Source organism: Colwellia sp. 75C3 (assembly GCF_002836255.1).
Taxonomy (GTDB): domain Bacteria; phylum Pseudomonadota; class Gammaproteobacteria; order Enterobacterales; family Alteromonadaceae; genus Colwellia.
This window is the reverse complement of sequence record NZ_PJAU01000061.1, coordinates 356,049-364,600: the sequence shown is the minus strand read 5'-3', so window position 1 is coordinate 364,600 and position 8,552 is coordinate 356,049. Positions and strand designations below refer to the sequence as shown.

Here is an 8,552-nt window from a genome sequence, read left to right as displayed (position 1 = left end):
CATTAAGAGGCTAAAAATGGTTGGCTAAAATAGTGAGGCACGAACGGCAGCCAACTTTTTTTAGTCCTTTTGAATGCCTTGTTAGTTGCTGTGTTTTAAAACACAACACGCTAAGCAATCGCTAAAATAAATTTGTGGAAGTGAGAATTAGCAAACACCCACCGCCACTTAACACCCAAATTAAATTTGAGCCGTTTACACAAAAGCTATTAAGCGATAAATGCAAACGTGAATTGATTAACCTAAAGGAAGTTGAGCGAAAAAACACTAAATCCATTTAGGCGAAACTGTTTAGCCAAAAACGCTAAACAATTGAATGCGGTAAAGTTACCACAAAAAAGAATGAAACAAACAATAAACTCTTATGAAACACGCCAAACACTAAAATAAATATTAATCTAATTTGTGGGGGCAACTAACGCCTTGCTAAGCGGAAAATAATGGTTGGCTATAATCGCGAAGCGATGGCCAGCTGTTATTTTTCCGTTTAAGCAACTTGTTATATTTAATTACTCTGTAAACTCTGTCATTACTATATTTTTAGGAAATTTATCTTTTTTAATTCTTGTGGAGTGCAGCATTTGAATTCGCCATTTAGAATTTTCCTTCACCAATACCGCACTTTCCAGCCAAGCCATTTTAAACGATTCATCCCCTTTAACGAATTTTGCCTGGTTCCAATAACTGACCCAAGCGATGTCCCCATTAACTTTAGTGGTTATCAAATTAAAGTAATTTAGCCTTTTTTCATCTGAAGGTTGAATGACGGATACTAGTTTATCAATATCCCATATATCGCCTACCTCTAGAAGTTGAAAGTCTTCGGTCGCTAGCGATCTAAGTCTAGAGTGGTCGACAGCTGATGTTGCTGCAAAAAACTCTTGAACAGTTTTGAAGGGGGAATCACTCGCAAAACTATTAAAACTAAATAGGATTGATATAAGTAACGTGAACACTTTGAATGTTTGCATAAATATTAAACTCCTTTAAATATAACAGTTTAATATGAGGAGAAATTCCTTCTTTCTACAAGATGGGATTAATCGTCCATAATTTTATAATTTCAAGAGATTACTTTATTGTTATTGATAGATCAATAAGTTAAAAATAACTGTTTGACTGGTAGATGTGTAAAAGAAGGCAATTTGCACGCTTTCTTGTAGAAAGGAGGATTTGCAGATAGCTGTATATAAATACAGCTATCTATAAGGTAAATATTAAGACTATTTTGTTATTAACAATTTTTAGTTAAAACCATTAATTAGTTAACCATCTAAACCAAAAAACGCGACGTAGTTAATTAAGTCGCGTTTTATCAGAATACTTCATAAGTTGATTAGCCAATGCTAGTTAAACGGCCTATATAAAGTCGTAATAACGCTGGTAGTTAATTCATTAGAAAATATATCTCAATATTTTTAACTGAAATGTCAACAAAGCGCAAAGTGAACGTTAATATTTTTTCGTTTCGAAAACTTCTGAGAGATTCTGAATCTGATGGCTTAAATTCGATTTAGTTTAAGGATCACAATTTCTGACATAGTGGCTTTCGCTTAGTCTTCTTGTGAGATAGCCTCATTACTCATCTTCATTTACATAATAAGTAATCACAGTATAATTGCGGCTATATTATTAACAGTATTTAATCAAAGGCATTTACTCTTCAGCATGGCCGAGCAAAAAAATAATCCAGAACTAACTATCAGACAAGTTCCCCTCACTGAAGGCAATACTCCTGTTTCAATGATACCCGAGTCAACAATATCCGAGCCAATAAAACTAGAGTCAATAAAACCTGGGCCAGTAAACAAGGGAACACAGCCTACAAATCAAAGCCGTGATGAAGGTGAAGGAATCACCCCTAAAATTGTGCTGGCTACACTTAATGCAAAGTACTTTCACACCAGTTTTGGCTTACGTTATCTGTACGCGAATTTAAAAGAATTACAGGATATATGTGAAATAAAAGAGTTTATTATCCAAACACGCGACATGGATATTGTTGAACAAATTTTAGCAGCAAAACCAAGCATTGTTGGTTTCGGTGTCTATATCTGGAATATCGTTGAAACGACAGCTGTTGTTAATCTATTAAGAGTTATTGCACCCGGAGTTAAGATTATATTAGGCGGCCCTGAAGTCAGTTATGAAACTGATCAGCAAGCTATTGTGCAGTGTGCTGATTATGTATTAACGGGTCCGGCAGATTTAAGTTTCTATCAACTGTGTAAAGATATTATAAACGATACGCCGCCAGATAAAAAAATTGTTCACTCAAAACCGGTAGAACTAAGCGAGTTAGAGTTACCTTATCAATATTATACCGATGAAGATTTAACGCACCGTTTGCTGTACGTTGAAGCGTCGCGTGGTTGCCCCTTTAAATGTGAATTTTGTTTATCATCTTTGGACAAAACATCGGTACCCTTTGCGTTAGAGTTATTTCTTGAACAAATGGAAATACTTTATCAACGTGGAGCAAGAAATTTTAAATTTATTGATCGAACCTTTAATTTAAACATTAAAACCACCATGCAAATAATGCAGTTTTTCTTAGACAAAATGACTGATGATCTGTATCTTCATTTTGAAGTGGTACCCGATCACTTGCCTAGAAAATTAAAGGAGTTGTTAGCGCAGTTTCCTGAAGGTAGTTTACAGTTTGAAATTGGCATACAAACCTTTAATACTGAAGTACAAAAGAATATTAGCCGTAAGCAAAACAACGCTAAGTCAAAAGAGAATTTAATTTGGCTAAAAGATAATACCCATGCACATATTCATGCGGATCTCATTTTTGGCTTACCGGGTGAAACGTTAGACACCTTTAAAGATAGTTTCAATCAACTTTATCATTGTCGACCGCATGAAATTCAAATGGGTATTTTGAAACGTTTGAGAGGTAGTCCAATCATTCGACATACTGAAGCATTCGACCTTCGTTTTAATCCATTACCGCCCTTTAATATATTAAGTACTGATAGGGTAAGCTTTACCACCATGCAACGTATTAACCGTTTCGCACGTTATTGGGACATGATTGGTAATTCAGGGCGTTTTAAATACGTTTTACCCCATATATTGTCGGATAAACCGTTTGATGATTTTATGGCGATTACCGAGTGGATTTTTAACAAAACAGGACAAATTCATAAAATTAGTCTGAAGAAGTTATTTGAGTTAATTTCACAAGCGGTAGAAGCTTTATATCCGGAAAAACATCAACTTGTTATTGAAAAAATTGAAGTAGATTACGATGCAGCTAAATTAAAAAGCCTGTTTAGTAGCCTTAACCTGTATTCGGTTCCTCAAGTGGAAACCGTCAGTAAAAATAAAGCATTAAAGCGACAGCAACAACATATGAGCTAATAGCAGGGAGTGAATTTATCTACTTGCATTGCTAACACTACATTAATAAAGCCGTTAATCGAAAGATTATCGGCTTTTTGTTTTTGCATCATAATCATAAACATTACCAATCTTATCAATTTTAAAATGGCAACAATCGTCGAACACCTTTTTCAGCAGACCTCTACTTTTTTGTACGCGGGATTTAAGCGTTGAGTAACTGATGCCTAACTGTTCAGCATATTGCTTTTGTGATTGGTTATTTAAATCTATAGCGGTTAATAAACTGGCGTGATCATCTGGCAACGCGTTAATAAAGGGAGATATGCAGTTTGACAAGTCAACGTTGCTCTCTTGTGAATCAGCAACAGGCAATAACGCTTTAATAATCGCTGCTTGAGTACGGGCGTTCTTTCGGTAGTAGTCAATGATGGTATTATTAGCTATTTGAAATAACCATGATTTAACGCTCTTTTGTGCTTTTACTGAATCAAGGTTGTTATAGGTTTTTATCAAAATATCTTGCAGTAAATCTTCTACATCAGCTTCATTTGATACTTTCGCATGTATAAACCGCTTCAACGCCGCTCTGTAATCTTGCCATAGTTCTTCTATGTTCATTTTACTGATTAACTCCTGAACTTGGGCGCATTTTTGTCATTAGATAGTTTTTCATTATTTATATAATATTTTTCGTCTTTTTGTAAGGTCCATCGTCTTATGGGTAAATAAACCCATTGGAATTAATATGAACTTCTTACAAAACGAACAATTTAACCTAAAGCACACCGTTAACAAAGTCAGTATCCATAAACCTCGCGTATTAATGTTATATGGCTCATTGCGTGAAACCTCGTTTAGCCGATTAAGCGCTGAAGAAGCAGGGCGAATATTGGAAACAATGGGCGCAGAAGTAAAGTTTTTTAATCCCAAAGGGCTGCCATTATTTGATAATAGTGAGATTGATAATAGTGAGATTGATAATAAGGATTCAGTTAACCACCCTAAGGTAGTAGAACTTAGAGAATTAGTGACATGGTCTGAAGCGCAAGTTTGGTCGTCACCTGAAATACACGGAAATATGTCAGGAGTAATGAAAACTCAAGTAGATTGGATCCCGTTATCACTTGGCGCAGTTAGGCCAACACAAGGAAAAGTATTAGCCGTTATGCAAGTAACAGGGGGCTCACAAAGCTTTAACGCAATCAACAATATGAGGATATTAGGTCGTTGGATGAGAATGTTAACAATCCCAAATCAATCCTCTGTAGCAAAAGCGTATAACGAGTTTACTAAAGAGGGTTTAATGAAAGCATCCCCTTATAGAGACCGTATTGTTGATGTGATGGAGGAGTTGATGCGTTTTACTTATTTAACGCGAGATCAAAGTGATTTTTTGTTAGATAGATACAGTGAGAGACGTGCAGAAAACTCAACGTTGATAGCCATGTAATCACCATACGGAAAATATAAAGTTAGTCGTGTTATTGCTGACGCTGATATATTCACACCCTAAATCAATTTGATTATCACGCTTTATAAATAAACTGACAATGGCTTAATTTATAAATAAAATATATAGTTAGCGGGAATTTGGACCTCAACTATTCATTTTTTACAAAAAAACAATTAATTTTTACAGTGGCGATTATTAGTGTAATCGTCAACTTAGTCCTTTTTATTAGAGAGTCACATTGAAAAGATTACTTATAATAGCCGTATTACTTTGCTTAAATGCGTGTACTGCTGAATCGAAAAAAGCATCCAATACGGTGGTAGATATTGTTAAGCCTAAACCTTATGTGTTATTAATTTCTCTCGATGGTTTTAGATGGGATTATGTTGATAAATACAAACCAGAATTTTTGTCTGAATTTGCCAAAAAATCGGCTCACTTAACGTCATTACGTCCTGCTTTTCCCACTAAAACGTTCCCTAATCATCTGAGTATTATAACCGGGTCATATCCTGAAAATCATGGCATAGTGGCCAATCGTTTTTATGCACCGGACTTAAAGAAAAGCTACAATATTAAAGAATCAAATGCCGTTACTAATGCAGATTTTTATTTACGTAAACCGCTGTGGGTTATTGCTGAAGAGCAAGATATGCGAACAGCCAGTTATTTTTGGCCAGGCTCAGAAGCAGCTATTACGGGCATTTATCCGTCCCACTATAAAACATATAATCATAACGCCACACATCATGAGCGCATAGAGGGTATTTTAAATTGGTACAAGCTTCCTTCAAGCGAACGACCACAACTCATTACAACCTATTTTCATGATATTGACAGTGCAGGGCATCATTTTGGTCAAGATTCAGCTGAACTGATTGCCGCTATTAATAAAGTTGATGATACTATTCGAGAAATGGTTAGTAAGGTACGTTTGCTAGATTTTGAAGTCAATATTGTTATTGTGTCTGATCACGGCATGGTAGATTACCCGGCTAAAAACTACGAATATTTACCAACATGGTTAAACGATGAGTATAAAGTGGTAGCAACTAATCCCATTGTATTAATATATGATGAGGGAAAATCTAAACGCACATTGGCTGAAACGGTTGCAGAACTTAATCAACAAGCTAATCACTATCAATGTTATCAATATCAAGATATTCCAACAAAATTTAATGCGTCTAAAACAAACCGTATTGGTGATATCACTTGTTTAACGGATAAAGATTGGTCAATTGGTTTTACGGGAAAAACGAGTAAAGGCAATCATGGTTGGAGCCAGTTTAATACTAAAGATATGGATGGAATATTTTATGCTACAGGTCCCGCGTTTAAGGAAAGTTTCCAATTAGCTACTGTTGAGAATGTAAATATTATGCCGTTGCTCGCTCAAATTTTAGGTGTAGATATTACTACGCCAATTGATGGTAAATTGGAGATAATGAAACCATTACTTAAATAGATAAATAATTATTTGGATTTCAGCTCAATTTTTTTAGGTGATCTTTGTTATTCACAAACGTGAGAAACCAAGCTTGTGAATAACAAAGTCAGCAATTTACTTAGCTAACAATGAGATAAAAAAGCTCATCTCTAAGGCTTTTTCTTTTAAACTTTTAAAACGCCCTGAAGCACCGCCATGTCCTGCTTCCATATCAGTTTTAAAGAGCAGCAGGTTATCATCTGTTTTAAACTCTCTCATTTTTGCTACCCACTTCATTGGTTCAAAATACTGAACTTGTGAGTCATGTAATCCGGTGGTAACAAGAATGTTGGGGTAGTGCTGCGCGCTGATATTATCAATAGGCGAATACGCTAAGATGCTATTGTAAGCTTCTGCCTCATTTGGATTACCCCATTCGTCATATTCATTGGTGGTTAGCGGTATGCTTTCATCGAGCATAGTTGTTAACACATCTAAAAATGGCACATGGGCGCCGATGCCTAAATAGAGTTCAGGTGCTTGATTGACCACTGCACCCATTAACAAACCGCCAGCACTTCCACCAGAGGCGAATATTTTATCTTTAGCGCCATATCCTTGTGAAACCAATGCCTTAGTAACATCAATAAAGTCGTTAAAGGTATTTTGTTTATGTGCCATTTTTCCTGTTTCGTACCATTCTCGGCCTAACATTTCTGAGCCACGAACATGAGCGATAACGTAAACAAAACCTCGGTCGAGTAAGCTCAACGTTTGACTGGAAAAGTCAGGGTCTATGGTAATACCATAAGCACCATAACCGTATTGTAGTAGTGGGTTAGTGCCATCTTTTTTAAATTTATCACTGCGATAAACAATAGATACCGGTACTTCTATGCCATCACGAGCAGTAATAAATAAGCGCTCTGATTGATAATCTTCTTTGGTAAAGTCACCTAATACTTTTTGCTGTTTAAGTAGCTTTCGCTCACCGGTAGCTAGGTCGAATTCAAATAAAGAGCCAGGTGTTGTTAAGCTTGAATAGTATAATCTTGCTGTGGTGCTTTTTGGCTCAGGGTTATCGCCAAGACAAGCAAAGTAGCAAGGATCATCAAAAGATAAAGGATAGTGATGGCCAGCATTTTCACCCTGAGTGGTATGAACAATAAAACGAATTTGTCCGTGTTCTCGTTCAGTGGCCACAATGAAATTTTCAAATAATTCAATGCCTTCTAGCAATACATCTTTTCTGTGTGGGATCACTTCTTGCCAGTTATTGATATCATTAACCTGACTGACAGCGGCTTTCATTAATCTAAAGTTTTTAGCTTGATAATTGGTGACAATATAAAAGTTTTCGCCCATTTTATCAGCGTGATATTCGTGCTGTTCTTGATACGGAAATAGTTCGTCAAACTCGCCATCAGGCTCATCTGCACTGAGCGCTAAATAATGGGTTGATTCAGTGGCATGCAAACAAATATAAAGCTGAGAATCATCTCTGCTCTTATCTAAACTCATATAAAAACTGTGATCGTCTTCTTCATACACAAGCACATCATCAGCTTGCGGCGTGCCTAATTTATGGCGGTAAACTTGCGTGCCTAATAAGGTCTCTAGATCTTTTTTTACATAAAATACGGTTTTATTATCATTAGCCCAAACAATTTGTCCTTCAGTTTCAATGAGCGTATCTGTTAAATAAACGTCTTGTGAGTCAGAAGGTTTGTTCAGGTCTTTAAAGTAAATAGTGTAAATACGGCGGCTGTCAGTATCTTCCGATATTGTCATTAATTGATCATTAGGACTTATCGATAAATCACCTAAATCATAAAACTCATGGTCTTTAGCTCGATCATTAACATCTAATAACAGCGTTTTATTTTCACCTGAAAAGCTGGTTGAACGGTAATAATTTGAATATTCTTGCTCACCATTAATTTCGCTGTGATACCAATATTTACCGTCTTTTTCTGGCACGGTATTATCGTCTTTGACGATACGCGCTTTCAGCTCTTCAAACAGTGATTCTTGCAACGGTTTTTGATCCGCTAACATAACATCAGCATAGTTATTTTCATCATTAAGGTGTGCTAATATTTCTTCATCAGTTCGCTGGTCATCACGCATCCAATAATAATTATCAATACGTTGATGATCATGAATTTCCATTTTATGGGGAATTTTTTTAGCAATTGGCGCGGCAATTTTGTTGTCTGACGTAGCTGATATAAGTGAAGATGTTGGCACTAAGTGCTCCTATTTAAATGAAATTGTATTTATAACTAAAGAAAAATATGAAGAACAAGTTTATCGAGC

At 35.9% G+C, this 8,552-nt stretch carries 6 protein-coding genes; 3 read left to right on the top strand and 3 right to left on the bottom strand.

The annotated features are described in order from the left end of the window. Positions 1–509 precede the first annotated feature (509 nt). Positions 510–971, bottom strand: a complete 462-nt coding sequence (locus CXF85_RS22700) for a nuclear transport factor 2 family protein (protein ID WP_101230920.1) — start codon at positions 969–971, stop codon at positions 510–512. Between the two features lie 697 nt (positions 972–1,668). Here CXF85_RS22700 and CXF85_RS22695 point away from each other — a divergent pair. Next, entirely contained in the window at positions 1,669–3,369 is a 1,701-nt protein-coding gene (locus CXF85_RS22695; RefSeq protein WP_101230919.1) for a B12-binding domain-containing radical SAM protein, read from the top strand. A gap of 66 nt (positions 3,370–3,435) precedes the next feature. On the opposite strand, the gene sigZ is transcribed toward CXF85_RS22695, so the two are convergent. After that, positions 3,436–3,969 (bottom strand): RNA polymerase sigma factor SigZ, encoded by a 534-nt coding sequence (sigZ, locus tag CXF85_RS22690; RefSeq protein WP_101230918.1) that lies wholly within the window; start codon positions 3,967–3,969, stop codon positions 3,436–3,438. A 127-nt stretch (positions 3,970–4,096) separates the two neighbouring features. On the opposite strand from sigZ, the gene arsH reads away from it, so the two are divergent. Continuing rightward, complete coding sequence (arsH, locus tag CXF85_RS22685; protein ID WP_101230917.1) at positions 4,097–4,801, top strand: arsenical resistance protein ArsH; 705 nt, start codon at positions 4,097–4,099, stop codon at positions 4,799–4,801. Positions 4,802–5,042: 241 nt separating this feature from the next. Further along, positions 5,043–6,272, top strand: coding sequence for an alkaline phosphatase family protein (locus tag CXF85_RS22680; RefSeq protein ID WP_101230916.1), 1,230 nt, complete (start codon positions 5,043–5,045; stop codon positions 6,270–6,272). A 96-nt stretch (positions 6,273–6,368) separates the two neighbouring features. Here CXF85_RS22680 and CXF85_RS22675 read toward each other — a convergent pair whose 3' ends face one another. Beyond that, the gene (locus CXF85_RS22675; protein WP_101230915.1) at positions 6,369–8,483 is read right to left on the bottom strand and encodes a S9 family peptidase; all 2,115 of its coding nucleotides are present in this window, start codon (positions 8,481–8,483) and stop codon (positions 6,369–6,371) included. Positions 8,484–8,552 lie beyond the last annotated feature (69 nt).

What these genes read in the sequence shown, in the direction of transcription:
- CXF85_RS22700 (WP_101230920.1), bottom strand. Translation starts at nt 971, where the DNA reads ATGCAAACATTCAAAGTGTTCACGTTACTTATATCAATCCTATTTAGT.
- CXF85_RS22695 (WP_101230919.1), top strand. Translation starts at nt 1,669, where the DNA reads ATGGCCGAGCAAAAAAATAATCCAGAACTAACTATCAGACAAGTTCCC.
- sigZ (WP_101230918.1), bottom strand. Translation starts at nt 3,969, where the DNA reads ATGAACATAGAAGAACTATGGCAAGATTACAGAGCGGCGTTGAAGCGG.
- arsH (WP_101230917.1), top strand. Translation starts at nt 4,097, where the DNA reads ATGAACTTCTTACAAAACGAACAATTTAACCTAAAGCACACCGTTAAC.